The following is a 23,718-nucleotide window of genomic DNA, read 5'->3' on the forward strand; positions in this document are numbered from 1 at the left end:
CGACCTGATCAAGGAGCGCTGGCGACAATCAGACGTCGCGCTCCGGCCGCAGACCGTAGGTTCACCAGATGTCCGGGGTCGGGATCGCCCGGGTGAAGTCTCCGGCCCGCAGTGCCTCGGTGGGGATCGACCAGTGCATCCAGCCGCCGTCGCCGCCGAGGTACCAGTCGTCCCGCCCGGACAGCTGGAGCAGGTGGTGGTAGTGGTTCGGGTCTTCGTCGTGCGGCAGGAACGGGGAGCTGCCGGTCGGGAATTCCGGTCGGCCGAAGGCGATGTCCTCGGAGTCCAGCGCGCCCGGCCGTTGCGACCACTCGGTCAGCAGGCCCTCCAGGTGCATGGCGGGCATGGCCCGGGCCATGTCGTCGGCGTCCGGCCCCAGGTCGAGGGTGTCCCAGGCGGGGTCATAGGAGTCGGGGAAGGCGAACCCGGGCGACGCGGCCCACGGGACCGGGGCGAAGACGCTCGACCGGGCGGGCGGGGCCGTCTCCACGGCGTGCGTGGGGCGGGCCGGTATGACCCGCCCCACCCGCGGGTCGGTGCAGTCGTACTTCACTGACAGCTCCATGGCGGCCGGGTCGGCCTTCTCGGAGTCGCTGTCGAGGGCGAAGAAGTTGAGCAGGCCCGTCCCGGCCGGGAGGACGCCGTCGAGCCAGGGGGCCAGTGCGTCCGTGTCGAGGACGGCGAGCAGGCTCAGCGGGAGGCCGTCGCAGGTCGGCCAGGGCGTGCCGGGTTCGAGCATCGCCCGCCCGCCGAACCGGCTGTGCCCGGCGGCCTGGCCCGGCCCGGCTTCGGTGAGGGCGAAACCCGGCCGGGCGAGGCGGACGAAGCGGTCCGCGAGGTCCGCGCCGAGGCGTTCGGCGCAGAAGTCGCGCAGGGCGGTGAGCGTGGCGTTCGGGTCCATGCGGGGATTCAAGCAGCCTGGTGTGACACCGCGGTTATGGCGTGGCCAAGTCGAGTTCGGCCCAGATCTCCTTGCCGACGGTGCGCTCCCGTACGCCCCAGCGCGGGGCGAGCGCGCAGACGATGAGCAGGCCCCGTCCGTGCGTGGCGTCGGGGGAGGGCTGACGGGGCTCGGGGAGCCGTTCGCCCCTGGGGTCGGCGACGGCGATGCGCAGCGCGGTTTTCGTCAGGGGGAGGTAGACGCGGAACAGCCGCCCGGGTACGCGGCCGTGGCGTAAGGCGTTGCCCGCCAGCTCGGCGACGATGAGCTCGGCGTCGTCGGCCAGCGCGGGGTGGCCCCACTCCGCGACCACGCGTGCGGCGTGCCGCCGGGCGCGGGTCACGCTTATCGGTGTCGGGACGTAGTCGACGCGGTCCTCATGGATGACGGGGTCTTGGGGTGCGATCGCCATCGCGTACCTCCGTGCGGGCAGGGCGGAGCGGATCCGCCAACTGGCGTCCCTGTGCAAGCGGTTCATCACGGACCGTAGCCCCGTGACGGTGATCAGTTCAACTCAACTGAGGAAAATTCAACCGATCTCGGTTGCGAGGGTGCCCTGTCACGCAGCAGACTGGCGGCACATCACTGAGGAGAGGTGTCGGGTGACAGAGGGTCAGTCCACCCAAGCGAACAGCACATCGAGCGTCTTGGGACGGAGGCTGGGCGGCGAGCTGATGAGGCTCCGGACCGGAGCGGGCTTGACGCAGACGCAAGCGGCGAAGGCGCTCAGCGCTTCGACGGGCAAGGTCGCCAAGATGGAGGGCGGCTGGGTTCCCATCCGGGACCCGGACATCCGCGCCTTGTGCACGTTGTACGGCACCAACGACCCCGCGAGCGTCGGCGGGCTCCTGGAATTGGCGCGCATCGACCGCGAACGCCGCAAGGCCAAGGGCTGGTGGAATGAGGTCCCGCTCACCAAGACCATGAGGGAGTACGTTCCGCTTGAGAGCGCGGCCACGGCCATCAAGGCGTGGCAGGTGTCGTTCATTCCCGGACTGCTCCAGACCGCTGGCTACGTACGGTCGTTGCGTCGCGCGTGGGCTCCCGGTGATCGCCCGGATGAGGTCGAGACGTTCGTCGCCTCCCGGGTCGCCCGTCAACAGAGGCTCACCGAGGACAAGCCGCTCGCCCTCTGGGCCGTCATCGCGGAGGCGGCGCTGCGTATCCCCACGGCTGAGCCCGAGATGCTGCGGGAGCAGCTGACGAGCCTCCTCGATTGGAGCGAGCGCCCCAACGTCACGGTTCAGGTGCTCCCCTTCAGCACCGGGATGTTTCGAGCGCTTGCGGGCTCGTTCAACGTTCTCTCGTTCGCCGAGCCGGGTGCCATGGACGTGGTGTACCAGGAGCTGGCGTTGTCCACGACGTGGGTCGAGGGTGGCGAAGGCGCTGCGCAGCACGTAAGACTGTTCGAGGAGACTGCGCGGGACGCGCTACCCGAGGCCGAGTCCCGAGCTTTCATCGGGACACTCATCAAAGGACTGTGAGCTGTGACAACGTTCGTCTTCCGCAAGTCGAGCTACAGCAACGGACAGGAAGAGTGCGTCGAGGTGGCGACCAACGTGCCCGGCGCCGTGGCGATACGCGACTCGAAGCGGGCCGATGGGCCGATACTTCGCCTGACCCCCGCCGCCTGGGCGGACTTCCGGGCCGCCCTCGCCGGCGGGCGAATCGCGGCCGCCCCTCGGGCGTGAGCGAGCGGGCCCACTGGCTCCGGCGCCACACAGTCCGGTGGCGCCGACCCCGTACGCCCCTGCCTGGTCCAGGCGGCGCCGCGTCGCTCAGCTCTCCTGCACGCGGATCACGGGCGCGTGGCTGATGGGGAAGTTCACCGAGCGGGCGATGAAGCACAGGGCGCCTACGTCGCCGTGCAGCACGCGGGCCTTCTCCACCATCGACGCGTCGGTGACCGTCACTTCGGGGCGCAGGATGACCTCCGTGATCTGCCCGCCCCGGCCGATCTCGTCCATGGTCATCACGCCATGGGCGTGGTCCTCGTAGTCGGTGACGGTGACCCCGCCGTCAGCGCAGAGGTGGAGGTACCAGAGCATGTGGCACTGGGCGACCGAGGCCACGAGTAGTTCCTCGGGGTTCCAGCGGGCGGGGTCGCCGCGGAAGGCGGGGTCGGAGGAGGCGGCGATTCCGGGCTTGCCGTCTGCCAATACCTCGTGATCGTGACCGTAGGACGGGTAGCTCGCCGTGCCTGTGCCGAGGTTGCCCGTCCACTCGACCGTGACGTCGTACGTATGTGTGGTGGTCATGAGCCAGAGCTTAGGAGGCGCGGCATGATCGGCCCAGACCTCGACGAGGAACCCCCCGAGCACCGGCGGTTCGCGACCCATGGACCCACGAGGAGCTGACCGGAGCGACCGACCGGTTCCAGCGCATGGCCGCGACCACGCAGATCGTGACCTCGCCCAAGGCCCTCGGCCTGCTGGCAGAACACGGACGGACCCGCCGCGTCCGAAACGCGGCGAGCCATCGGCGGCGACACCGGGATCAGCCCGACTGACAGGGGGACCGGGTCATGAGCAGTCCGAGTGGTGGGCGTAGGGCTTGTCGGGGCATCGGCGGCAGTCGAAGAGGTAGATGCCGCCCATGTCGCCGAGCATGAGCCCCGGCGGGCACTGTATCCGGCTGCGTTCCTCGTACGGCAGATCCAGGATGGTGCCCGTGGCGGGCGTGTCCTCGATGGGGAGCCAGGTTCGCCAGCTCGCGCCGTCGAACTCGCTGCTGTTGATGGTCAGCAGGTGGTCCATGCGGTGGCCGCAGCCGGGGCAGTCGGGCCAGACCGGTTCCTGCGTCCACGTCGGGTATCCGCCGACCTTGATGCCCTCGGACACGGAGAGGTGGGACTCGTACGACCAGCCCGTCTCCTCCTCCAGTTCCTCGAACCGTTCCCGCAGCGGGTCGGACAGGTCCTCGGGAAGGTCCCAGTTCGGGTAGTCGGTGACCCGTTCCGGGTGCAGCACGCACGGGTTCGGGAGGTAGTCGTCCGAGGCGCCGACCGGGCGGGGTGGCTCGGTCGAGGGGGTGTCACAGGTGGCGGCGGCCCACCAGAAGAGTTCGGGCCGGGGTACGTAACCGGCGTAGTGATCGAAGGGGCACCACAGCACCTGGAGGAGGTCCGTGCCGGGTGGGAACGGCAACTCGGGGATGTCGGCGGCGAAGAGCTGGAGGACCGGCACCAGGGGGATCGCGTCCGTGGTCGGCGGGGAGTACGCGGTCCGTGGGTGGTCGTCGCCGCAGTGGGGCCACGGCTGCGAACGCGGCCACAACAGGGGCCCTCCCATCGAGCTGTCCCGCGCTCCCGGAGCGCCGATCCGAGGGTGCAACCGGACGGCGTCCCTGCGGAGGGCGGCCACCTCTGGGAACAGCGCCTCCATGTCGAGAGGCCGTGGCGGAGTCGTACGGGCCAACGGGCGGGCTCCTCACTGTGCGGGGAATCGCGACGACTGCTTGTCGCGGTTTCCCGCACAGTAGCCGTGCGGGTGACCGCTCCTCGGCGAGGGGCGGATCGCGGTGCCCCGCGGGGACTCAGCCGGTGCGACGGCGAGGCCGCCGGGGGAGCCGAAGATCCTGTCCCAGGCGCACGTGCCGTTGTAGCGCAGCGCGATGCCGAGGGAGTGGTCCCGGCCCGCGCAATCCGATGGCGCGACGCCGCCCCGGCGTCAAGAATCGCCGGATGGAGGAAGTGAACCTGTCCGACGGGACCGTCACGCTGTCCCCGCTGCGCCTGGACGACGCGGAGGCGCACCTCGCGGGGGAGGACGAGGCGCTGGTGCGCTGGCTCAGCGGCGGTCCCAGCACCCGCCGGGGCGTCGAAACCTACTTCCGCCACTGCCGGGAACAGTGGGACACGGCCGGACCGCTCCGCGCCTTCGGCATACGAGCAAACGCAGGCGCGGGAGCGGGAGCAGACGCGGGCGCGGCACTCGTGGGCACGATCGACCTGCGGTTCACCGCCGACGGTTTGGCGCCCGGCCAGGTGAACGTCGCCTACGGCCTCTACCCGTCCTGGCGGGGACGCGGCCTGGCCACCCGCGCCGTCCTCCTGGCCTCCCGGTACGCGGCACTTGAGGGCGGGAAGGAGGCGGTGATCCGGGTGGAGCCGGAGAACACCGCGTCCGCCGCGGTCGCCCAGCGGGCGGGGTTCACCCCCGGTGGGCACACGCGCGACGGGGACGGGACACGCCTCGACTGGTACGTACGGGACCTGCGCGTCCAGCCCGCGGAAGGATCTCACTGGCTCCGGCGCCACACGGCCCGGTGGCGCCGCTACGCGCGGGTGACCGTACGGGTCGTACCGACGGCGGGGGAGACGGCCGTCGAGATCGGGGACGATCCGTACGCCTGGCTGCGCACCGTCTACGGGCCGGACGCCCGCCCGTACGCCAACGATGGCGGCCTCCGCCGGGAAGCGGTCGACGGGGTCCGGTACGCCCTGGAACGGCTCGCCGGTCCCGTACCGCCGCTCCGCGTCACCATCACCGAGATCCACGACTATCTCGTGGACACCGGGCCCGGCGACGTGAAGTACGCGGCGGCCTACGCGCTCTGGGACGCCCTGGGCGTCGAGCCTCCCGTGCGTCCGTACCTGGCCGAGACGGACGGGACGCCCGTCTTCCCGGACTGATCGCTCCGGCGGAACCGGCGTTCCCTCCGCGATGTCCTGGCAGGTATGGCGGAGTTTCTGTTCATGACCCTGGTCTTCTCGCCGCTCGTGGCACCCTGCGTGGTCGTGATCGCCGCTGTGGCGCTCGCCCTGCGGGCCTGTCTGCGGCTGCCGGGCAGCGGGTGGCACCTGCCGAGCGTCTCGTCGTGCGTGCTGGTCGCGGTCATGGCCGGGGCGGCGGCGTACAGCGCGTACGCGTGGGGCCTCCTGATGTCGGGGTCCTTCGTCCTCGACCCGGATCAGATGTGCACCGTGGAGGGCCTGCCGGGCGACCACATCGTGACGCGGTGGACGCCGCCGGTCAGTGCGCGGTGCGTCACGCCGGGCGGCCTGGAATCCGAGCTGGTGCCGGGCTGGGTCAACCCCGTGATCTTCCTGGGGCTCGCCCTCCTCGTGTCCGCCGTCGTGGCGGGAACCCTCGCGGGTGTGCGCCGGCGCGCCGGTCCGCGGTGAGCGCTACGCTGCTGTGCCGTGACGCGTCTTGACACCGCTCGGATCCGGGCCGCTCGCCGCGTGATCGACCCGGTTTTCCTCGACACGCCGCTGTACCGCTGCGAGGCGCTGGAGCCCGATCTCGGGTGCGCGGTGAGCATCAAGCTCGAAACGGCGAATCCGGTCCGCAGCTTCAAGGCCCGTGGCACCGAGGTCGTCGCGAGTCTGCTCACCGACCGTGGCGCGCGGGCCGTGGTGTGCGCCAGCGCGGGCAACCTCGGTCAGGCCCTCGCGTGGTCCGGACGCGGCCGGGGTCTCGATGTGACCGTCGTGGCATCCCGCTTCGCGACGGCGGCCAAGCTCGATCGCATCCGCGCGCTGGGCGCCGGTCTGGAGCTGGTGGACGGCGACCACGAGATGGCGCGCGAACGGGCGGCGGCCATCGCGCGGTACGACGGCGTCCGGCTGGTCGAGGACAGCCTGGACATCGAGACCTGCGAGGGCGCGGCCACCATCGGCCTGGAGCTGGTGGCCACCGCGCCGTCGTTCGACGCCGTCCTGATCGCTCTTGGCGGCGGGGCGCTGGCCACTGGTGTGGGGCATGTGGTGAAGGCCCTGGCCCCCGGGGTCGAGGTGATCTGCGTCCAGCCGCTGGGCGCACCGGCGTTGACCTGCTCGTGGCGCGGGCGGCGCGTCGTCACCACCGACTCGGCGGACACGATCGCTGACGGCGTCGCGGGGCGGTGTCCCATCCCGGCGGTCCTGGACGACCTCCTCCTGGTCGCCGACGACGCCGTCCTGGTCGAGGAGGCGTCGATCATCGCCGGGATGCGGATGTTCCTCGACCGCGCCGGTCTCGTCGTCGAACCGTCGGCCGCGCTCGGTATCGCGGCGGTCCTCGAGGACCGTGACCGCTTCGCGGGCCGACACGTCGCCACCATCGTGTGCGGCAGCAACGTCGACGTGGACGCCTACCGCCGCTGGGTCGGGTGAGCGCCTTCAGGACCGCGCCTTCAAGACCGTCGCCGCGAGGACGTCCGTCATCGTCGCCGCAGGCCGTCCGAGCAGGCGGGCGAGGGTGGGGTCGGCCGGGGCGAAGTCGCCCCGGCGGCTCGCCGCGAACAGGCCCACGAGCAGGTCGGCCTGGGCCTCGGGCAGGCCGTGGTCCATCAGGTGCGCGCGGTAGTCGGCGTCGGAGACGACGACCCTGCGGACCGGACGGCCCGTCAGTCGCGTCACGAGCGCCGCGACTCCGGCCAGGTCGATCGCCTCGGGCCCGGTGAGCGCGGGGGTCGTTCCGTCGAGGTCGTCGCCGCCCGTGGTGAGGGCGAGCACCGCCGCGTCGGCGAGGTCGGCGTGGTCGGTCCAGGCGACCGGCCCGTCCTCGGGTGCGACGAGTTCGCCCGTGTCGAGCGCGGCGCCGAGCAGCATCACGGCCGAGGAGGCGTAGAAGCCGTTCCGCAGCGAGGTGAAGGGGACGCCGGACGCGCGCAGCGCGGCTTCGGTGGCGGCGTGGTCGGGCATCGGGGCGAAGGGGGATGTGGGGTCCGCGCCCATGTGGCTGGTGTAGAGGATGCGGTCCGCTCCGGCTGCCGCCGCCGCGTCGACGGCCGCGCGGTGCGCGCGTAAGGCCGCTTCGCTGGTGCTGTCCGTGGAGACGATCAGGACCTGTGAGGCGCCCTCGAAGGCGTGGGCGAGGCTCGACGGGTCGGTGAAGTCGCCCCGGCGGACGCGTATGCCCCGGTCGCCGAGGTCCCGCGCCTTCTCCGTGTCGCGCACGCTGACGCCGATCTCCCCGGCGGGGACGCGTCCCATCAGCCGCTCGGTGACCGCCCGGCCGAGCCTGCCGCCTGCTCCGGTAACGATGATCATGAGGTCTCCCTGGCCTGGCCTGCTGTTTCCAGTGATAACGAGCGGAGCGTATCACTGGAAACGAAGAAGCGATAACGCGATCCTGTTATCGTTGGAAACATGGAGAACGACGACGTCACCGCCACGGACGGGCACCGGGAACGCATCGTCGCGGCGGCCGCGCGGTTGCTGGCCGAAGGCGGCACCGACGCGGTGTCGACCCGGGCGGTGAGCGCCGCCGCCGGGGTGCAGCCGCCGACCATCTACCGGCTCTTCGGCGACAAGCAGGGCCTGCTCGACGCCGTCGTCGCCCATGGCTTCGCGACCTACCTGGCCGACAAGACCGCGGCGGAGCCCACCGGCGACCCGGTCGAGGATCTTCGCGCCGGATGGGATCTGCACGTCGGCCTCGGCCTGGCCAACCCGGCGCTGTACCTGCTGATGTACGGCCAGCAGCCCCCTGGGGCGTCGTCGCCCGCTGCCCTCGCCGCCTTCGAGGTACTCGCCGGGCACATCCGGCGCATCGCCGAGGCGGGCAGGCTGCGGGTGCCCGAGGAGCGGGCGGCGGCCCTGGTGCACGCCGCCGGATCCGGTGCGACGCTCGCGCTCATCGCCACGCCCGAGGAACGCCGCGACCCGGAGCTGTCCCACGCCGCCCGCGAGGCCGTCCTCGCGGCGATCACCACCGCCGCCCCCGCGTCCGCCTCCGGGCCAGGGCCCGCCGCGGCAGCCGTCACCCTGCGCGCCGTGCTGTCGCGGACCGACGCCCTGACCGCGTCCGAAAGCGCCCTCATGCGGGAGTGGCTCGACCGGATCGCCGATCAGGCCCGCTGATTCCGGGCCCGCTGAGCCAGGCCCGCTGATTCCGTGGTGTGACGCACGCCACCGGAACTCCCCTGCCCGCGCTGGTCAGTTAACGACGTGACCACAGATACGCGAACCCGGGTACGGGCCGGGGATCCCGACGCCTTCGCGGAACTCTTCGACGAGTACGCGCGCGCGGTGTACAACCACGCCTTCCGGCTGACCGCCGACTGGTCCGTGGCCGAGGACGTCATGTCGGCCACGTTCATGGAGGCGTGGCGACGCCATGCGTCGGTCGAGGCCGAAGGGGGTTCGCTGCGCCCCTGGTTGCTGGGGATCGCCACCAACGTGGCCCGCTCGCACTGCCGTGGCAACCGGCGCTACCGGGCCGCGGCCGCCGCCGCTGCCGAGGCGGGGCCCGCGGCCGTACGGATCCCCGACCACGCCGAGGAGACGGCGGGCCGGGTGGACGACCGGCGGCGGATCAACGCCACGCTGACCGCGCTCAGTTCGCTGAAGCGGGCCGAGCGCGAGGTGCTGGTGCTGTGCCTGTGGGAGGGCATGGAGTACGCCGACGTCGCCCGCACCCTCGCCATCCCCATCGGAACCGTCCGCTCCAGGCTGTCCCGGGCCCGGACGAAGCTGCGCAAACTCGCCGATGCCGAACTCGTCAAGAAAAAACGGGAACTCGCCGCTCCCATCCGGCAGACAAGAGGCGATCGCGGCTACGCGATCCGGTCCGCAGAGGAAGGAAACCGATGAACGCCAGCCCCTCCCAGCCGCATCCGGCTGAGTGGCCGGAGGCCCGACAGCTCCGGGACACCGGGGAGCGGAGTCTGCCGGCGGGCCGCCACGCGTTTCACAAGGAGCACCTGATGGCCCAGATCCGCGACGACATCCGCAGCGCCGGAACCCCTACGCGGCCGCGCAACCCGTTCCTCCGTATGACGATCCTGCTGCCCGCCGCGGCCTGCGCCCTGGCCGGTGCGGTCGTGGGCGGCTTCGCCCTGTACGAAGGCGGCGGCGACGGGACGACGCCCCTGGCCACCGGCCCCGCGCTGACCACCCAGCTCGGCTCCGTCGACGCCAAGGGCGCCCCGCGACTGCTGGACCGCGTCTCGCTGGCGGCGGGCTCCGGTGACACCGATGGACCCGTGGTGCGCGACGGCCAGTACATCTACGTCGCCTCCAAGGTGGCCAACACCTTCCCCAAGACCGTGGACGACAAGACCACCGTGGTCAGTACCGAACTGCACGGCCGTCAGGTCTGGCAGTCGGCGGACGGCAAGGACGGCTGGCTGATCGAGCCGGGCGAGACCGGCGAGGAGGGCATCACCCTGGCCGGTCCGCACGCGGTCAGCTCGGCGTACGACAACCTCGCCAAGCTGCCCACCGACCCCGACGCGCTGCTGAAGGAGATCTACAGGGACGCCCGCGCGAACAAGGACAAGGAAGTCCCCCTCGACCAGGCGGCCTTCGTCGCCATCGGCGATCTGCTGACCGAGAGCTACCCGCCCGCGGGGCTCGCCCCCGCCCTCTACAAGGCCGCCGCGAAGATCCCCGGCGTGGTCGCGGTGGACGACGCGGTCGACGCCATGGGCCGTCACGGGACCGCGGTGGCGCGGATGAACGACCAGACCGGCGAGCGCGAGGAGTGGATCTTCGACAAGGAGAGCCTGAAGTTCCTCGGTGAGCGCGAGGTCCAGGTGAAGGCCGTCCCGGATACGCCGATCAAGCCCGGCACCGTGCTCTTCACCAGCGCCATCACCCAGCGCGCGGTCGTCGACGGCAACAAGCGGATGCCCTCGCAGGGCAGCTGACGTGGCGCCGTCGAAGATCTCCACGGCCGCGCTGTGCGTCCTGCTGGTCGCGGGGGCGATGACGGGGGTCGCGATCGCGGCCCCCGGGTCCGGCCTCGGCGTACGGACGACCGGCACCGCCACCGTCGACGGCGGCGTCAGACCTCCTCGCGCATCAGACGCAGATACACCACCGAGAACGCCGCCCCCACCAGCAGCAGAAGCAACGCCACCGCCGTGCCGTAGCCGATCAGGGACTTGTTGAACGCCTGGTCGTACATGAACACCGGCAGCGTCTGGCTGCGGTTGCCGGGTCCGCCGCGGGTCATGGCCCAGATGAGGCCGAACACCGACAGCGTCTGCAAGGTGTTCAGCATCAGATTGGTGCCGATCGAGCGGCGGATCATCGGCAGCGTGACATGCCAGAAGCGGCGGAGGCCGCCCGCGCCGTCGACCTCCGCCGCCTCGGTGATCTCCTGCGGGATCTCCGACAGCGCGGCGGAGTAGACGAGCATCGAGAAGGCCGTACCGCGCCAGACGTTGGCGAAGGAGACGGCCAGGATGGGCAGGGTGTACAGCCAGTTCTGGGACGGCAGGCCCAGCCCGTCCAGGACCGCGTTGAGCGTGCCCTCGCGGCGGAAGAACGCGTACAGCAGGAAGCCCGCGACGATCTCGGGGAGCACCCAGGCCGCGACCACGACCGACCCGATCAGCGTGCGCACCGGCTTGGAGGCGCGCCGCATCAGGGAGGCCAGGGCCAGGCCCAGGGTGTTCTGGCCGAGGAGGGAGGAGACGACGGTGAAGACGAGGGTGAGGACGACCGCGTTGCGGAAGTCGTCGTCCCCGAAGGCGCGGCGGAAGTTGGCGAGGCCGGTGAACTCCGTGGTGGACGTGCCGGTCAGCTGCATGTTGGTGAAGGCGATGTAGCAGCAGTAGCCGATGGGCCCGCCGAGGAAGAGCAGCAGCAGGAAGGTGGCCGGGGCGAGCGGCAGCCACCGCAGGGGGCGGCGCCCCCTGCGTACCGGGGCGGCGGGCGCGGTGGTCATCCGCCCACGGCGCCGTCGGTGAGGGATTTCAGCTGCTCGTCGTACGCCTTCGCCGCGCCGCTCGGCGAGGAGTCACCCGTGGTCGCCGCCTCCATGGCCTCGCCGATGGCCGAGGAGACCTGCGGGTAGACGGGGAGCGCCGGGCGGTAGTGGGTGTACTGCACCAGGCCGGTGAAGAAGCGGATGCCGGGCATGGAGGAGAGGTATTCCGGGTCCTTCGCGACGTCCTTCCGGACGGCGATCTGGGCGTTGACGATGTCCCACCGGACCGCGTTCTTCTTGGTCTGGAACTGCTCGATGAACTTCCAGGCCAGATCGGGGTTCTTGGACTTCGCGCTGATCGCCCAGGTCCAGCCGCCGGACATGCTGACCTTGCCGGGCGCCTGCCCGGCTTGCGTCGGCATCGGGGCCTGGCCGAGGGTCTTCGACCACTCGGGCCACGGCTTGCCGCCGGTCTTCAGCCAGTTCTGGCCGAGCCAGGAGCCGTCGAGGGCGATGGCGAGCTTGCCCTCGGGGAGCCATTCGCTGAAGACGGTGGTGCCGACGTTGGGGTCGAGGGCGTCGGAGATGTCGGGGCCGAGCTTCTCGTCGTAGACGGTCTTCAGGAACGCGAGCGAGTCCCGGAAGCCCTTGCCGCCGGTGACCCACTTCTTCGTCCCGGGGTCGTAGAGCGGTTCGCCGCCCGCCGCGCCCGTGCCGTACAGCAGCATCTCGAAGCCCTGCATGACGGAGGTCTCGCCCGGGGCCTTGCCGGTGTAGACGTTGAGCGGGGTGACGCCGGGGACCTTCTTCTTGATGGTGCGGGCGGCCGTCAGGATCTCGTTCCAGTTCTTCGGCGCCCAGTCGGCGGGCAGCCCGGCCTTCGCGAAGAGGTCCTTGTTGAACCACAGCCCGCGGGTGTCGGTGCCGTCCGGGACGCCGTACGTCTTGCCGTCCTCGGCCTTGGCCGCCGTCTTCGCCGTGTCGACGAACTGGTCCCAGGCCTTCCACTTGGCCAGATAGTCGTCAAGCGGCCGCAGATAGCCCGCCTTGATGTCCGCGTTGATCCGGAAGGTGTCCTCGTAGACCAGGTCGGGGGCGGTCTTCGGGGACCGCATCATCTGCTGGACCTTGGTGGCGTAGTCGTTGTCCTGCGCCTGGATCGGGACCAGCTTGACCTTCTTGCCGGGGTTCGCCTTCTCGAACTGCTTCTTCACCGCGGCGAGATGGTTGTCCTTGAAGCGGATCTTGTTGTCGGTGCTGCGGTTGTACGCGACCTTGACGGTGTCCGGGTCGCTGCCCGAGCCGCCACCGCAGGCGGTGAGCCCGGCGGTGGCGACGAGGGCGGCGGCGGTGAGGATCAGTGGAGTGGTGGTGGGGCGCACGGCACGACCTCCTTGCTGCCCTGGGTGGGCTGCGGGCCGACCGTAAGGTGGCCCTCAACGCAAGGTCAATCCCCGTGTACGGGATGTTCTCGGTCGAACTCGGGTACGAGGGGCGGCAGTTCAGCCCGTGTAGCCAGCGAGCGCCTTGGTGAAGTCGTACGTCCCCTGGTTGATGCCGCTGCACGCGTCCGCGTCCGTGCCGGAGCCGCACTTGCGGTCGCGGTTGAGGGACCAGAAGCTGACCCGGGCCAGGTGGTGGCTCTTGGCGTACGAGATCATGGAGTTGAAGTTCGCCAGGGACACCGTCTCGCCCGCGACGTCCGTCTTGCCGTTCATGGAGGAGAAGCCGACCTTGCGGTAGGCGGCGTCGGAGGAGAGGCCGTAGGCGCTGGCGACGGTGTTCTTCAGGCCGTCGACGGCCGATTTGGTGGCCGCCGCCATGTCGACGGAGCCCTGTCCGAAGTCGAACGGCATGACCGCCCAGCCGTCCACGTCGAGTCCGGCCCTGGCGCCGCGCTTGACCAGGTCCGTGCCGTTGGAGTCGGGGCCGGTCGTGGTGGTGCCGAAGGTGACGTAGACCTTGATGCCGCTGTTCTTCTGCTTGACGGTCTTCAGCGCGTCGACCACCCGCTGCCGGACCGTCGCGTTCTCGAACTCGGTCGACTCGATGTCGATGTCGACCGCCTTGAGCCCGTACGCGTCGATGACCTTCTGGTACGCGGCGGCGAGCGCGGAGGCGGACGAGCACTTCTCGCCGAGCTTGTTGCCGCTCCAGCCGCCGAAGGAGACGGTGACGTCGCCACCGGCCGCGCGGATGGCGTTGATGGTCGACTGGTCGGTGCCGCCGGTGAGCGCGCGGGAGCCGTCCCACTTGGGGGTGCAGCCGCCGTCGGAGAGCATGAACGCCATCGTGAACTGCTTCGTGCCGGTCGCCGACATCACGTCCGTGGCCTTGGGCGGACTGCCCCAGCCGAGGTAGAGGTACGGGCCGGTCTGGCCGATGGCCGCGGCCGCCGTGGCCTGCGGCGCGGGGGTGGTGGCCTGGGCGGCGGTGGCCGCGCCCGTGGTGATCAGGGCGATTAATCCGGTGGCGGCGGCGAGGGCGCGTCTGTGGCGGCGGCGGGGGAGCTGAGGCATGACGGGCGGTCCTCCTGGGGGTCGGGGAGGGTGCGGCTGAACGCTAGCGAGCCGTCATGTCGGCGACAAGATGGTGGATAGGAAACTTTCCTAATGATCGCCGGACAGGGGTGCGCCGCGCTCGCCGAGTCAGGCGTTCAGTGCTCGCTGGGTCAGGCGTCGGTGCTCGCCGGGTCAGGCGTTCAGTGCTCGCTGAGCCAGCGGTAGACCAGCTCCGGGCGGCCGATCGCTCCGTAATGCGGTGTGCGGGCGGCGCGGCCCGCCTCCACCAGGTGTTCCAGGTAGCGGCGTGCGGTGATCCGTGAGATGCCCACCGCCTCCGCCGTCGCCGCCGCCGATACGCCGTCCTGGGCGCCGCGCAGCGCCTCGGTGACCGCGTGCAGGGTGGCCTGGGTGAGCCCCTTGGGCATCGAGGCGGGCTGCGGCGCGCGCAGGGCGGCCAGCGCGCGGTCCACCTCGTCCTGCCCGCTGGCCTCGCCCGCGGTCGACCGGAACTCGGCGTACCGCTGGAGCCGGTCGCGGAGCGTGGAGAAGGTGAACGGCTTCAGTACGTACTGGACCACCCCGAGTGAGACCCCGTCCCGGACCACGGCGAGGTCCCGGGCCGAGGTGACGGCGATGACGTCCGCCGCGTGCCCGGCCGCCCGCAGCGCCCGCACCAGCTGCAGGCCGTGCCCGTCCGGCAGGTAGAGGTCGAGCAGGACGAGGTCGGCGGGCCTGCGCTCCAGCAGCCGCTGGGCGTCACCGCCGGTGTGCGCGGTGCCGACGACGGCGAATCCGGGGACGCGCTCGACGTACATCCGGTGCGCGTCCGCCGCGACGAGGTCGTCCTCGACGACGAGCACCCGGATCGGCTCCGGGGTCGGGGTCGCCGAGTTCGCCTGCGGCGGGCTCATGGTCAGGTTTCCTCTCGGGGCGGGCGTCTCGGGGGAGGCAAAAAGCTCGGGGCCCCAATTTACGGAGCGTAATGAAGAGTGGCCAGGGTTACGGGCCTGTGAATCCGCCGGACGCACGCATCGCGAGCACCGCCCGACCGCCGCTCACGACGTGGCGGCCGCCCGCCGCTGGTCAGCCAGCGGCAGCCGTACGGTGAATTCGGCGCCGGAGCCGGGCGCCCCGGCCACGTCCACGCTGCCCGCGTTGCGGCGTACGGCCTGCTGGACCAGGGCCAGCCCGAGACCGCGCCCCGCCGACTTGGTCGACCAGCCGCGCCGGAACGCGTCCTCGGTCGCCGCCGGGTCGAGCCCGGCGCCGGTGTCCGCGACGCACAGGGTCAGCTCGCTGTCCTCCGCGTGGACGGTGACCGTGACCCGGGCGCTGCGGGCGGCGCCGCTGCCGACGCCGTCGGTGGCGGCGTCGATCGCGTTGTCGATGAGGTTGCCGACGATGGTCACCAGGTCGCGGGCGGCAAGACCGGGCGGCAGCAGACCGTCGTCGATGCGGCTCTCGGGGGTGAGGACGAGTTCGACGCCGCGCTCGCTGGCCTGGGCCGCCTTGCCCAGCAGCAGCGCGGCCAGCACGGGTTCGGCGACGGCCGCCACGACCTGGTCGGTGAGTGCCTGGGCCAGCTCCAGCTCGGCCGTCGCGAACTCGACCGCCTCGTCCTCCCGGCCCAGCTCGATCAGCGAGACGACGGCGTGCAGCCGGTTGGCGGCCTCGTGGGCCTGGGAGCGCAGCGCCTCGGCGAAGCCGCGTACGGAGTCCAGCTCGCCGGACAGCGCCTGCAGTTCCGTATGGTCGCGCAGCGTGACGACCGTGCCGCGCTGTTCGCCGCTGCTCACCGGGGAGGTGTTGACGACGACGACCCGCTCCGCGGTCAGATGCAGTTCGTCCACGCGCGGCTCGGCGGCCAGCAGGGCGCCGGTGAGGGGGCTGGGCAGGCCCAGCTCGGAGATGTAGCGGCCGACCGCGTCGTCGGGCAGCCCGAGCAGCTCCCGGCCGCCGTCGTTGATGAGCGCGATCCGCCGCTGCCCGTCCAGCATCAGCAGCCCCTCGCGCACCGCGTGCAGCGCCGCCTCGTGGTAGTCGTGCATCCGGCTCAGCTCGGCGGCGTTCATGCCGTGGGTGTGGCGGCGCAGCCGGGCGTTGATGACGTACGCGCACAGGCCCCCGACCGCGAGCGCCCCGGCCGCGACGCCGAGCAGCGCGAGGAGCTGGCGCCGCACCTGGGCGCTGATGGTCTCGACCGTGATCCCGGCGCTGACCAGCGCGGTGATCCGGCCCCCGGCCCGCACGTCGCGCACCGGGGCGACCACCCGCACCGACGGGCCAAGGGTGCCGGTGTACGTCTCGGGGAAGATCCGGCCCTTCAGCGCGGGCTCGATGTGGCCGAGGTAGGTCTCTCCGATCCTGTCCGGATCGGGGTGTGTCCAACGGATACCGCGCGGGTTCATGATGGTCACGAAGGTGACGCCGGTGTCCCGGCGCACCTTCTCCGCATACGGCTGGAGCCGGGGGCTGGGGTCCTTCGACCGTACGGCGTCGGCCACCGAAGGGGAGTCGGCGACGGCAGCGGCCGCGGCCGTGGCCTGACTGCGCGCGGCGGCCGTGGCCTGGTTGCGGTCGGTGATGTACGCGAAGACGGCGCATCCGGCCACGAGGGCTGCGACCAGCACGACCTGCATCGCGAAGAGCTGGCCGGCCAGGCTCCGCGGGTGGGGGATGCGCATGTCCATCAGTCTGCACACGAATCTTTGTGTGAACGAAATGAACGGAAGGGTGACCCCCGTCACAGGCGTGGGGCATAGTCGCCGGAACCGTTCAAGGCGGTGTGCGAGCCGCACACGGTACAGCGCCGGGACAGTTGGACGGCCGAAGAGAAGGAGGCAGCACCGTGGCTGCGGAGATCACGCCGCCCGCATCGGGACGTACAGAGCCGGAGCGGCCGAAGGCGAAGAAGAAGGAAAAGATCCACTACCTCTACCTCGCCGTGATCGGCGCGGTGGCGCTGGGGATCCTCGTGGGCTTCGTCGCCCCCGACACGGCGGTCGAGCTGAAGCCCATCGGCGACGGGTTCGTGAACCTGATCAAGATGCTGATCTCGCCGATCATCTTCTGCACGATCGTGCTCGGCGTCGGGTCGGTACGGAAGGCCGCCAAGGTCGGCAAGGTCGGAGGGCTCGCCCTCGGCTACTTCATGGTGATGTCGACCGTCGCGCTGGGCATCGGCCTGATCGTCGGCAACATCCTGGACCCCGGCAGCGGGCTGCACTTCACCCAGGAAGTGGCGAAGGAAGGCCAGGGCCAGGTAGACAGCGGCGCGAGCGAGGGCCTGTCCGAGTTCCTGCTGGGCATCATCCCCACCACGCTGGTCTCCGCGTTCACCTCGGAGCAGGTGCTCCAGACCCTGTTCGTCGCCCTCCTCGTGGGCTTCGGCCTCCAGGCCATGGGCAAGTCCGGTGAGCCGGTGCTGCGCGGCATAGGCCACATACAGCAGCTCGTCTTCAAGCTGCTGTCGATGGTCATGTGGCTGGCCCCGGTGGGTGCCTTCGGCGCGATCGCCGCGGTGGTCGGCGAGACGGGTCTGGACGCGCTCAAGGCGCTCGCCGTCATCATGATCGGCTTCTACACCACCTGCGTCCTCTTCGTGTTCGTCGTGCTCGGCACGATCCTGCGCCTGGTCGCCGGTGTGAACCTCTTCCTGCTGCTGAAGTACCTGGCGCGGGAGTTCCTGCTGATCCTGTCGACGTCCTCCTCGGAGTCGGCGCTGCCGCTGCTGATCGCCAAGATGGAGCACGCGGGCGTCAGCCGCCCGGTCGTCGGCATCACCGTGCCGACCGGCTACTCCTTCAACCTGGACGGCACCGCGATCTACCTGACCATGACGTCGCTGTTCATCGCCGACGCCATGGGCAAGCCGCTCGCGATCGGCGAGCAGATATCCCTGCTGCTGTTCATGATCGTCGCCTCCAAGGGCGCGGCCGGTGTCACCGGCGCCGGTATGGCGACCCTCGCGGGCGGTCTCCAGTCGCACCGGCCCGACCTGGTCGGCGGTGTCGGCCTGGTCGTCGGCGTCGACCGCTTCATGAGCGAGGCCCGCGCCCTCACCAACTTCGCGGGCAACGCGGTCGCCACCGTCCTGGTCGGCACCTGGACCAAGGAGATCGACAAGGACCGGATGAACGAGGTCCTCTCCGGACGGCTCCCGTTCGACACCGCGGCCTTCGCGGCGAACGGTGGCGGCCACGGCCCGGCCGCCGAGGACTCCGAGGGCGCCGACACCAAGGCGCTCCCCGAGCAGCGTGACGGTGACACGGCCAAGGAGCACGTGCCCGCCTGACGCCCCACGCCCCTGCGGCCCTGCCCTCCTGAATCGGGGCAGGGCCGCAGTCGTGTTTCCGCCTGGGGCGTTGAGCAGTGGTGCCCCGCGTCCTCCCCCCGTGGCAAGACACGAGACACCCGTACCGGGGGCGGGTCAGCCCTCTCCGTCCGCCACCGGGCGCAGCTGTTCGGGCAGGGCGGTCCATTCGGGCCCGCCGCCGCGCGGCTCGACCCACGCGATGTTGCCACCGGCGTCGATGTAGGCGACGCGGCCGATGGCCTCGCGCTCGATGTCGTAGACGAGATCCCCTATCCGGGGTCTGCGGCGGGTGCGTCCGGCCGTGGTCATGAAGCCCAGCGTCCTGGAAGCCGCTGATGTGCGGCTGATGCCTCGCTGACCTGGCCCGGTGGGTAGGCTGCCGGATGGGCACACTGATTCTCTGGTACCGACGGGGGCAGCGCGTGGACGGGACCGGCTTACGCCTCTTGGGGCCCGTGGGGATTTGGCGGGACGACCAGCTGCTGGGCCCGACCGCCGCGCAGCAGCGTTCCGTTCTGGCGATGCTGGTGATGGAACCGGGCCGGGTGGTCTCCGTCGACCGGCTGGTGATGGCCGTCTGGGGCGAGGACCCGCCGGGTTCGGCGCGGAACGCCGTACAGGTCCAGATCTCCAAGCTGCGCCGCATCCTGGCCGCACTGCCCGACACCGAACTGACCACCTCCGCCAAGGGCTACTGCCTCACCACCCCGCGCAACGGCGTCGACCTGCACCGCTTCCGTGACCTGGTGCGCGAGGCCCGCACCGTCAACGACGACCGGGCCGCCGAACTGCTGCGCGCCGCCCTGCAGTTGTGGCGCGGCCCCGCGCTCGCCGACGTGGCGGGCGGCTGGCTGTCCGACACCGTCGGAGCCGGGCTGGAGGAGGAGCGGCGGGTCGCGGTGGAGGAGTGCGCCGCGCTCGACGTACGCGCCGGGCGCCACCACGAGGCCGTCGCGCAACTGTCCGCGCTGGTCGCCGAACACCCGCTGCGCGAGGGCTCGGTGGCCCTGCTGATGGAGGCGCTGCGCCGGTCGGGACGGCGGGCCGACGCCCTGGCGCTGTTCCGCGCGACCCGGCAGCGGTACGCCGAGGAGCTGGGCATAGAACCGGGCGAGGAGCTGCAACGCCTCCACCGCCAGGCGCTCGACGCGCGCAGCGGCTTCGGGCTCGTACCCCGCCCCGGTCCCGGGGGACGCGCCGGGTCTGGGCCCGGCCCCGGCCCCGGGTACGCGCCCGGGGACGGCGCGGCGTCCGAGGCCGGATACGCGCGCGGGTCCTGGCCGGAGTCTGGCGGCGGGGGTGCCGCCGGAGCCCGCACGGAGTCCGGAACCGGGTACGACCCCGGGGTTCATCCTGGTCCCGGGGCCGGGCATGTGCCTGGGGATGGTGCCGGGCGCGCTGCCGGAGCCGGGCGCGAGGCCGGGTCCCAGGCCGGGGACGGCGCGGGGGGCGTTGCCGGTGCCCGGCCCGGTCCCGGGGCCGGGTACGCACCCGGGGATCGCGATGGGTCTGGGCCCGGGTACACAACCGGGGCCGGGCATGCGTCTGGGGACGGCGTCGGAGCCCGCCCCGGTACCGGGTCTGGGCCTGCGCCCGGGGAGGGCGCGGCCGGGTACGCGCCCGGGGGCCGTACCGAGTCCGGGGCCGGGTACGCGCCCGGGGATCGGGCCGGGCACGCGCCCGGGGACGGCGCAGGGTTCGGGGCCGGGCAGGTGCCTGGAGCCCGTACCGCCCCCGCGGCCGGGCGCGCGGCCGAGCGCCGTACCGCGGCGGAGGCCGCCGGGGCGGGCGGCGTGGTCGCCGACCCGGGCGCCATCCCGCAGCAACTGCCGCCCGACGTAGCCCACTTCAGCGGCCGTGAGCGCGAACTCGGCGGGTTGGACTCGCTGCTGCGGGCCACTGCCACCGCCGCCGTGATCGGGGTGATCGCGGGGAGTGGCGGGCTCGGCAAGACCACCCTCGCGGTGCACTGGGCGCACCGGGTGCGGGACCGGTTCCCCGATGGGCAGCTGTACGTCAACCTGCGCGGCTTCGGCCCCACCGGCTCGGCGATGACCGTCGCCGAGGCGGTCCGCGGGTTCCTCGACGCGTTCCAGGTGCCCGCGCACCGCATCCCCGCCACCGTGGAGGCGCAGACCGCCCTCTACCGCAGTCTGCTGGCCGACCGCCGGGTGCTGGTCCTGCTCGACAACGCGCGCGACGCCGAGCAGGTACGCCCGCTGCTGCCCGGGGCGCCCGGCTGTCTCGTCGTGCTGACCAGCCGTAACGAACTCACCGGGCTGGTCGTCGCGGAACAGGCCCGGCCGCTGCCGCTGGACCTGCTCGGCCGCGCCGAGGCGCGCGATCTGCTCATCGGCCGGATCGGCGCCGAGCGCGCCGCCGCCGAGCCGCAGGCCGTGGAGGACGTGGTCACGGTGTGCGCGGGGCTGCCCCTCGCGCTCGCCATCGTGGCCGCCCGCGCCGCCACCCACCCCCGCTTCAGCATCGCGGCGCTCGCCGGTGAGCTGCACGACGCCCGCGGCAGCCTCGACGCGTTCGAGGGCGGGGACGCCACCACCGACGTCCGGGCCGTGTTCTCGTGGTCGTACCACTCCCTCGGCGCCGACGCCGCCCGGCTGTTCCGGCTGCTCGGCGTCCACCCCGGCCCGTACATCGCGGCCCCCGCCGCGGCCTCCCTCGCCGGGGTGGACGTGGCGCAGGCGCGCAGGCTGCTGAGCAGGCTCACCCGGGCCCATCTGCTCGCCGAGCGCAGCCCGGGCCGGTACGCCTTCCACGATCTGCTGCGCGCGTACGCCACGGAGCTGGCTCAGGAGCAGGACTCGGCGGACGAGCGCCGGTCCGCGCTGCACCGGGTGCTGGACCACTATCTGCACTCCGCCTTCGCCGCCGGGCGCGCCTTCACCCCGTACCGGGAGCCGATCGCGATCGGCCCGGCGCGGCCCGGTGTCGCCGTCGAGACGTTCGGCGAACACGCCCAGGCGCTCGCCTGGTTCACCCTGGAACACCCGGTGCTGATCGCGGCCCTCCAGCGGGCCGCCGACGCCGGGTTCGAGACCCACGCGTGGCAACTGTCCTGGACGCTGGCGGAGTTTCTGGACCAGCTCGGCCACTGGCACGACCAGCGTGCCATTCACCGCATCGCCCTGGGCGCCGCCCACCGCATCGCCGATCCGGCCGGGCAGGCCCACGCCCGCCACGGGCTGGGCCTCGCCGATCTGCGGATGGGCCGGTACGACCGGGCCCGCGGTCATCTGCTGCGCTCGCTCGACCTGCACGGCGAGACCGCCAACCACATCGGCCAGGCCCGTATCCACGTCGCGCTCAACATGACGGCCGAGCGCCAGGGCCGCGACGAGGAGCTGCTGTACCACGCCCGGCGCTCGATGGAGCTGTACCAGGTGGCCGGTCACCGCAGGGGCGAGGCGTACGCCCTCAACAACATGGGCTGGGCGTACGCCATGCTCGGCGACTGCCGCCAGACCCTGGTGCACTGCGCCAAGGCGCTCGCCCTGCTGCGGGAGGCGGGCGACGGGCGCGGCGAGTCGGCCGCCTGGGACAGCCTCGGGTACGCCCACCACCACCTCGGCGACCACCAGCAGGCCATCGCCTGCTACCGGCGCGCGGTCGAGCTGCGGCGCGGTCTGGACGAGCGGGTGCGGGAGGCCGAGTCGCTGTACCGGCTGGGCGACGCCCAGCGGACCGCCGGGGACGTGGCCGGGGCGCGGATGAGCTGGCGCGCGGCGCTGAGCCGTTTCGACGCCCTCGGCCACCCGGACGCGGACCGGGTCCGGGACGGGCTCGCCCGGCTGGACGAGCCCGAGCCCGAGCCCGAGCCCGAGCCCGGGTCCGGGTCAGAGCCCGAGCCCGAGCCCGATAGCGCTAGCTGAAGGGGATGCGGACGGTGGACTGGTTGCCGGTGCCGAGGGTGCTGGCGCCGTTGCCGATGGCGTTCCACACCTCGACGCGGACCTTGCCGTTGCTGAGATTGCCCAGCGCCGAGCCGGTCGTGGACTTGAGGCCCCTGGCCTGGGTGTAGTGCTCGTAGCCCGGGGTCGGATCGGTGGCGAAGTACTGGTAGGTCTCGGTGCGGTCCCAGCTGCCGTCGCCGGTGAGGTCGTAGGAGATCCGTACCTGCTGCCCGTTGGCGACCGTCGTGCCCGCGTCCACGAACAGGTCGAAGGCGCTCGAGCCGCCGTTGTACGTGCGGGTGATGCCGGACGAGGTGAACGTCTGCGGCTGGTACGGCGTCCCGTCGTGGTTGGCGCCGCCCGCCGAGGCCAGGGTCGTGGCGCTCGCGGACGAGGAGGCCGCGCCGAGCGCGCCGCCCGAGCCCGGGTAGAGGGTGGCGGAGCCGGTGCCGGGGTCGGTGCCGCCGCCGCCCCGGGTCCAGACCCCGACGTAGTCGACGAGCATGGGGTGGCCGGGGACGGTGGCCGCGGTGGGCGTGGCCGAGCCGTGGACACCGTTCGGGAAGGCGCCGCCCATCGCCACGTTGAGCAGCATGAAGTAGCCCGCGTGGTCCGTCATGTTCGACCAGGTGGTGGCGTCGACCTGGCTCTGGCTGATGCTGTGGAACTGCTGGCCGTCCACGTACCAGCGCAGCTGGTTCGGGGTGGCCGAGCGGTCCCATTCGAAGCGGTAGGTGTGGAAGGCGGACTGGCAGCTCGATCCGGGGCAGGCGCGGCTGGCGCCGAGTCCGGTGCTCTCGTTGCAGGCGCCGCCCGGGTTCACGCCGCAGTGCAGCACGCCCCAGACGGAGTTGATCCCGTTGACGTTCTCCATGATGTCGAACTCGCCGATGCCGGGCCAGTTCTGGTAGTTGCCCCGGTACGGGCTGCCGAGCGCCCAGAAGGCGGGCCAGTAGCCGAGGGCGGCGGTGCCGGTGACGTTCGGCATCTGAATCCGGCCCTCCATGCGCAGCACACCGCCCGCCGGGGCCTTGAAGTCGGCGCGCTTGGTCTCGATGCGGGCCGACGTCCAGTTGCCCGCGCCGTCGCGGAGCGGGGTGATGCGGAGGTTGCCGGTGCCGTCGAGGCTGAGGTTGCTGGTGGAGTTGGTGTAGTTCTGGATCTCGCCGGTGCCCCAGTTGCCGGGGCCGCCGGGGTAGCTGTGGCCGGTGTCGATCTGCCAGTTGGCGGCGGAGGGGAGGGTGCCCGCCGACCCGGTGAAGTCATCGCTCCACTGGAGGGTCCAGCCGGTGGGCGTGGGCGGCACGTCGGCCCGTGAGGACGTGGCGCCGAGGAGGGCGACGGCGGTGGCCGCGAGTGCTGCTAAGCAGGTTCTCAGGGCGGATCTGTGTCTGCGGGGGCGCATGGACGTACCTCCTGAAGGGGGGTGAGAGCGCTCTCACCCCCTCTTTAGGCGTGTCCACGT

22 protein-coding genes are annotated in these 23,718 nt (G+C 71.9%); 10 read left to right on the forward strand and 12 right to left on the reverse strand.

Going from position 1 to position 23,718, the window contains the following annotated elements; translation table 11 throughout:
• Window positions 1–61: 61 nt before the first annotated feature.
• On the reverse strand, window positions 62–901 hold the full coding sequence (locus ACZ6CL_RS03515; RefSeq protein ID WP_468930602.1) for a DUF1963 domain-containing protein: 840 nt from the start codon (window positions 899–901) through the stop codon (window positions 62–64).
• Window positions 902–935: 34 nt separating this feature from the next.
• Entirely contained in the window at window positions 936–1,352 is a 417-nt protein-coding gene (locus ACZ6CL_RS03520; protein ID WP_468930604.1) for an ATP-binding protein, read from the reverse strand.
• Window positions 1,353–1,434: 82 nt separating this feature from the next.
• Here ACZ6CL_RS03520 and ACZ6CL_RS03525 point away from each other — a divergent pair, with 82 nt between their 5' ends.
• Window positions 1,435–2,424 carry a helix-turn-helix domain-containing protein gene (locus ACZ6CL_RS03525; RefSeq protein WP_468930606.1) on the forward strand — a complete coding sequence of 330 codons (990 nt, stop codon included), beginning with the start codon at window positions 1,435–1,437 and terminating at the stop codon, window positions 2,422–2,424.
• Between the two features lie 3 nt (window positions 2,425–2,427).
• A complete protein-coding gene (locus ACZ6CL_RS03530) occupies window positions 2,428–2,631 on the forward strand; it encodes a DUF397 domain-containing protein (RefSeq protein WP_468930608.1) in 204 nt (67 codons plus the stop codon).
• A gap of 87 nt (window positions 2,632–2,718) precedes the next feature.
• Here the strand turns inward: ACZ6CL_RS03530 and ACZ6CL_RS03535 are convergent, their stop codons facing one another.
• Window positions 2,719–3,198, reverse strand: coding sequence for an OsmC family protein (locus ACZ6CL_RS03535; RefSeq protein WP_468930610.1), 480 nt, complete (start codon window positions 3,196–3,198; stop codon window positions 2,719–2,721).
• Between the two features lie 264 nt (window positions 3,199–3,462).
• Window positions 3,463–4,356 (reverse strand): DUF1963 domain-containing protein, encoded by an 894-nt coding sequence (locus tag ACZ6CL_RS03540; protein WP_468930612.1) that lies wholly within the window; start codon window positions 4,354–4,356, stop codon window positions 3,463–3,465.
• Between the two features lie 266 nt (window positions 4,357–4,622).
• On the opposite strand from ACZ6CL_RS03540, the gene ACZ6CL_RS03545 reads away from it, so the two are divergent.
• From ACZ6CL_RS03545 to ACZ6CL_RS03555, 3 genes are read left to right on the forward strand one after another with little or no spacing between them, the layout of a single operon-like run.
• On the forward strand, window positions 4,623–5,573 hold the full coding sequence (locus ACZ6CL_RS03545; protein WP_468930613.1) for a GNAT family N-acetyltransferase: 951 nt from the start codon (window positions 4,623–4,625) through the stop codon (window positions 5,571–5,573).
• A gap of 45 nt (window positions 5,574–5,618) precedes the next feature.
• A complete protein-coding gene (locus tag ACZ6CL_RS03550; RefSeq protein ID WP_468930615.1) occupies window positions 5,619–6,065 on the forward strand; it encodes a hypothetical protein in 447 nt (148 codons plus the stop codon).
• Between the two features lie 18 nt (window positions 6,066–6,083).
• Window positions 6,084–7,037: a threonine ammonia-lyase gene (locus ACZ6CL_RS03555; protein ID WP_468930617.1), complete on the forward strand. Its 954-nt coding sequence runs from the start codon at window positions 6,084–6,086 to the stop codon at window positions 7,035–7,037.
• A 6-nt stretch (window positions 7,038–7,043) separates the two neighbouring features.
• Here ACZ6CL_RS03555 and ACZ6CL_RS03560 read toward each other — a convergent pair whose 3' ends face one another.
• Window positions 7,044–7,916 carry an NAD(P)H-binding protein gene (locus tag ACZ6CL_RS03560; RefSeq protein ID WP_468930619.1) on the reverse strand — a complete coding sequence of 291 codons (873 nt, stop codon included), beginning with the start codon at window positions 7,914–7,916 and terminating at the stop codon, window positions 7,044–7,046.
• Between the two features lie 99 nt (window positions 7,917–8,015).
• On the opposite strand from ACZ6CL_RS03560, the gene ACZ6CL_RS03565 reads away from it, so the two are divergent.
• The 3 genes from ACZ6CL_RS03565 to ACZ6CL_RS03575 all read left to right on the forward strand — a co-directional run bounded on the left by ACZ6CL_RS03565 (window position 8,016) and on the right by ACZ6CL_RS03575 (window position 10,519).
• Window positions 8,016–8,729: a TetR/AcrR family transcriptional regulator gene (locus ACZ6CL_RS03565; protein WP_468930621.1), complete on the forward strand. Its 714-nt coding sequence runs from the start codon at window positions 8,016–8,018 to the stop codon at window positions 8,727–8,729.
• An 87-nt stretch (window positions 8,730–8,816) separates the two neighbouring features.
• Entirely contained in the window at window positions 8,817–9,461 is a 645-nt protein-coding gene (locus tag ACZ6CL_RS03570; protein ID WP_468930624.1) for an RNA polymerase sigma factor, read from the forward strand.
• Entirely contained in the window at window positions 9,458–10,519 is a 1,062-nt protein-coding gene (locus tag ACZ6CL_RS03575) for a CU044_5270 family protein (protein WP_468930625.1), read from the forward strand. Before ACZ6CL_RS03570 ends, ACZ6CL_RS03575 begins: the two co-directional genes overlap by 4 nt.
• Window positions 10,520–10,656: 137 nt before the next feature.
• Here the strand turns inward: ACZ6CL_RS03575 and ACZ6CL_RS03580 are convergent, their stop codons facing one another.
• The 5 genes from ACZ6CL_RS03580 to ACZ6CL_RS03600 form a co-directional block, all read right to left on the reverse strand.
• Window positions 10,657–11,544, reverse strand: a complete 888-nt coding sequence (locus ACZ6CL_RS03580) for a carbohydrate ABC transporter permease (RefSeq protein ID WP_468930627.1) — start codon at window positions 11,542–11,544, stop codon at window positions 10,657–10,659.
• Window positions 11,541–12,908, reverse strand: a complete 1,368-nt coding sequence (locus ACZ6CL_RS03585; RefSeq protein ID WP_468930629.1) for an ABC transporter substrate-binding protein — start codon at window positions 12,906–12,908, stop codon at window positions 11,541–11,543. Before ACZ6CL_RS03585 ends, ACZ6CL_RS03580 begins: the two co-directional genes overlap by 4 nt.
• A 120-nt stretch (window positions 12,909–13,028) precedes the next feature.
• Window positions 13,029–14,045, reverse strand: coding sequence for a chitinase (locus ACZ6CL_RS03590; RefSeq protein WP_468930632.1), 1,017 nt, complete (start codon window positions 14,043–14,045; stop codon window positions 13,029–13,031).
• Window positions 14,046–14,227: 182 nt separating this feature from the next.
• Window positions 14,228–14,941 carry a response regulator gene (locus tag ACZ6CL_RS03595; RefSeq protein ID WP_468930635.1) on the reverse strand — a complete coding sequence of 238 codons (714 nt, stop codon included), beginning with the start codon at window positions 14,939–14,941 and terminating at the stop codon, window positions 14,228–14,230.
• A gap of 144 nt (window positions 14,942–15,085) precedes the next feature.
• On the reverse strand, window positions 15,086–16,714 hold the full coding sequence (locus ACZ6CL_RS03600; RefSeq protein ID WP_468930637.1) for a sensor histidine kinase: 1,629 nt from the start codon (window positions 16,712–16,714) through the stop codon (window positions 15,086–15,088).
• A gap of 164 nt (window positions 16,715–16,878) precedes the next feature.
• On the opposite strand from ACZ6CL_RS03600, the gene ACZ6CL_RS03605 reads away from it, so the two are divergent.
• The gene (locus ACZ6CL_RS03605) at window positions 16,879–18,324 is read left to right on the forward strand and encodes a cation:dicarboxylate symporter family transporter (RefSeq protein WP_468930639.1); all 1,446 of its coding nucleotides are present in this window, start codon (window positions 16,879–16,881) and stop codon (window positions 18,322–18,324) included.
• 135 nt (window positions 18,325–18,459) lie between these two features.
• Here the strand turns inward: ACZ6CL_RS03605 and ACZ6CL_RS03610 are convergent, their stop codons facing one another.
• The gene (locus tag ACZ6CL_RS03610; protein ID WP_468930642.1) at window positions 18,460–18,654 is read right to left on the reverse strand and encodes a hypothetical protein; all 195 of its coding nucleotides are present in this window, start codon (window positions 18,652–18,654) and stop codon (window positions 18,460–18,462) included.
• A 146-nt stretch (window positions 18,655–18,800) separates the two neighbouring features.
• Between ACZ6CL_RS03610 and ACZ6CL_RS03615 the strand changes: the two genes are divergently transcribed.
• Window positions 18,801–22,232, forward strand: a complete 3,432-nt coding sequence (locus tag ACZ6CL_RS03615) for an AfsR/SARP family transcriptional regulator (protein WP_468930643.1) — start codon at window positions 18,801–18,803, stop codon at window positions 22,230–22,232.
• On the opposite strand, the gene ACZ6CL_RS03620 is transcribed toward ACZ6CL_RS03615, so the two are convergent.
• Window positions 22,225–23,658, reverse strand: coding sequence for a glycoside hydrolase family 16 protein (locus tag ACZ6CL_RS03620; protein WP_468930646.1), 1,434 nt, complete (start codon window positions 23,656–23,658; stop codon window positions 22,225–22,227). The genes ACZ6CL_RS03615 and ACZ6CL_RS03620 overlap by 8 nt on opposite strands.
• Window positions 23,659–23,718: the final 60 nt, after the last annotated feature.

It is taken from the genome of Streptomyces sp. NPDC041200, from assembly GCF_055591805.1.